The sequence below is a fragment of the Halochromatium roseum genome (genome assembly GCF_016653315.1).
Classification (GTDB): domain Bacteria; phylum Pseudomonadota; class Gammaproteobacteria; order Chromatiales; family Chromatiaceae; genus Lamprobacter; species Lamprobacter roseus.
In genome coordinates this window covers 1-2672 of record NZ_NHSH01000069.1, presented here as the reverse complement: position 1 = coordinate 2672, position 2672 = coordinate 1, and the positions used below count along the sequence as shown (strand labels likewise).

At 61.2% G+C, this 2672-nt stretch carries 3 protein-coding genes; 2 read left to right on the top strand and 1 reads right to left on the bottom strand.

The window, feature by feature from the left end; all coding sequences use genetic code 11:
* Window positions 1-114: 114 nt before the first annotated feature.
* Window positions 115-831 carry an SDR family oxidoreductase gene (locus tag CCR96_RS18720; RefSeq protein ID WP_201222173.1) on the bottom strand — a complete coding sequence of 239 codons (717 nt, stop codon included), beginning with the start codon at window positions 829-831 and terminating at the stop codon, window positions 115-117.
* 172 nt (window positions 832-1003) lie between these two features.
* Between CCR96_RS18720 and CCR96_RS18715 the strand changes: the two genes are divergently transcribed.
* Together CCR96_RS18715 and CCR96_RS18710 are read left to right on the top strand one after the other, a co-directional pair.
* Entirely contained in the window at window positions 1004-2020 is a 1017-nt protein-coding gene (locus tag CCR96_RS18715) for an AraC family transcriptional regulator (protein WP_201222171.1), read from the top strand.
* Between the two features lie 309 nt (window positions 2021-2329).
* Window positions 2330-2672: transposase (locus CCR96_RS18710; RefSeq protein WP_242519210.1), on the top strand; the 343-nt coding region annotated here is incomplete at its 3' end.

Here is a 2672-nt window from a genome sequence, read left to right as displayed (position 1 = left end):
TTTTGACGTGATCCGAACCGCATTGCGGGCATAGCACTGAGATCTCGGCCATACAATAACCTTATAAAAAGCAAATATCGATATTATTCTACAGATTTTACGGATAAACCACGTCTAGAGCACTACCCACAGCCCATCCTGGGGTGCACCCGAATCGGCGACGCCCTGTACAAACGCATCGTGCGGTACCGGCCTGTACTGGATCGTCCGCCCGGTCGCCGTCGAGAGTGCTTCTGCGACCTCGGCCAGGGTCAGCAGCCGCGGCCCTGTCACCTCATAGAGCTCGCCGGCGTGACCGGGCTGGGTCAACGCAACGACCGCGACCTCGGCGATGTCATCGACATCTACAAACGGCTCTGGCGTTGAGACATCGGGCAGGGTGATCTGCCCCGCCTGTACCATGTCGGTAAAGGCCCCTTCCGAGAAGTTCTGGTTGAACCAGCTTGCGCGCACGATGGTCCAGTCGAGGCCACTGCGCTGGATCATCGCCTCGCAGGCCAGAGCTTCCGCTTCGCCGCGACCTGAGAGCAGCACCAGGTGCTTCACATCAGCCGCTCGTGCCCGGCGGACCAGTTCGCTGATCGCGTCGGTCGCGCCAGGCATCGCCAGATCGGGTGCATAATTGATGTAGACCTTGGTCACGCCCTGGAGGCATTCATCCCAGTTCGCGGCGTTGTTCCAGTCAAAGGCGGGTGAGGCCGATCGCGAGCCCAGCCGCACGGGGACGCCTAGGGTCTTCAGTGAAGGGACGATCCGGCGACCTGTTTTGCCGGTGGCGCCCAGGACCAGGACGAGGTCATTGCTGTTGGCGGTGCTGGTTTGCGTGGTCATGGGGTTGCTCCCAGAGGTTGGCTAACGTGCGAGTCCATGATCGTGCGCCAGCGGGTTTCGTTCTTGGCCGGTGCTGCCAAGGTTTTGGCCAAGCGTGCCAAGTCGGATTTTGAGCCGTCTGTTCCGAAGCGTCAGACACGAACCACTTGTCTCTCTTCGTCCGGGTGTTCGAATGAGCCAGCTCACCTCGCTTTATGTCTATAAGGTCGTCGGCCAGGCGAGCCCCGGCGTTGACACCGCGGACCTTGTCGAACAGCTTGGTCTTGACCCGGAGGGGCCGATCGATCCGGCCCGCATGGTGTCGTCGGCGGCGTACTACGATTTCTTCGCCGCACTGGTCGACCGGGACCCCAATGGCCTCGTGCTCCCGCTTCGGATTGGTGCGGCCATGCGCAGCGATGAGTACGGCGCCTTTGGTCTGGCCTGGAAATCGGCGCCGACGCTGCGTGGTTCCTTCGCGCGATCAGAACGTTATGGCCATGTGCTTGGCGCCGCGGAGACTTACTCGCTTGAGCGCACCGCCGACGGTGTGTTTTTTAACCTGGAAAAGGCCGGTGATGGCCGGATCGGCATGCGGCTGTCGAACGAAGCGAGCCTGTCGGCCGTCGTCACGATCAGCCGAGAGGTGAGCACAGGGGCCTTCGCACCGCTGGCGGTCCATTTCAAGCATGCACCGAGAGGCGATCTCTCGGTGTATGAAGCCCATTTCGGCTGTCCGGTTCAGTTTGAATCCGGGCGCGATGCCCTCTTGGTCAGTGATGCGAGTCTCGATGCGCCCAATCGACTCGGTGACGAGACGATCGTTGGATTTTTTGATCGCCATCTCGAGCAGCAACTGGCGTCGCTGACACAAGAGCGTCACCTCGAGTTTCGGGTCCGGCGCGTCGTTGCGACTGTCCTCAGTGAAGGGGTGCCCACGCTGTCGTCCATCGCCTCCGAGCTTGCGATGAGTGCCCGCACGCTGCAGCGGCGGCTCTCTGAGCAGGGGCATTCGTTTCAGACTGTGGTCGATAGGGCGCGACAGGATCTTGCCCTACGGTTGCTCGCTGAAACGGACTACAGTCTTGCCGAAGTCGCCTTCCTGACGGGGTTCGCCGAGCAAAGCGGCTTCACGAGGGCGTTCAAGCGCTGGGCAGGCCAGACGCCCCGCTCCTATCGATTGGGCGCCCGCACGCCTCCCGCGAGGTGAGCGACCTCGAAAAGCTCGTCACGAAAGACACAGGGAACCAACAGATCACGTTGAAAGCCCCGATGAGGCGCCGCTGATGAGGAGACATTTGCGCAGTCTCTAACTCACTGAATTGAATGAGCCTACAAGTCGGGTCGGATTTCGTTTACCCCAGCGGCGAAGGAACAATCAATGACTTGCGCGTGACGCTCGGCCGAGAAGGGGAGAAATCACCCCAAGCGCCACGCAGGGGTGAAAAAGGGTGGCCACCAAGGGATCATTGTCGTTGTCGAGACGACACCCCTGAAGAGGAGAGACCTCTTGGTGACCATGACACAAACGAACCTGTTTTCCTGGGACGCGATCGAGGCGCGCAGTGATCTCGATCGCCTCCAACTGGCGATCGATCATCTCCCCGATGAGCGCCTGGTGCAATACCTCGAGGTGATGCGCCAACAGGGGCGCAACGACTATCCGGTGCGCCCGATGTGGAAGATGCGGCTCGCCGGCATCGTCTTCCAGCACGCGAGCATCGAATCCTTGCTGCGCGAGCTTGCCCGCAATCCCAGCCTCATGGAGGCCTGCGGCTTCGACCCGCTGCCGATTCAGCGCAAGCCCAAGCCCCAGATCGTGACCGATCCTGAGACCGGCCTTGCGCGCATTGAGGTGCCGC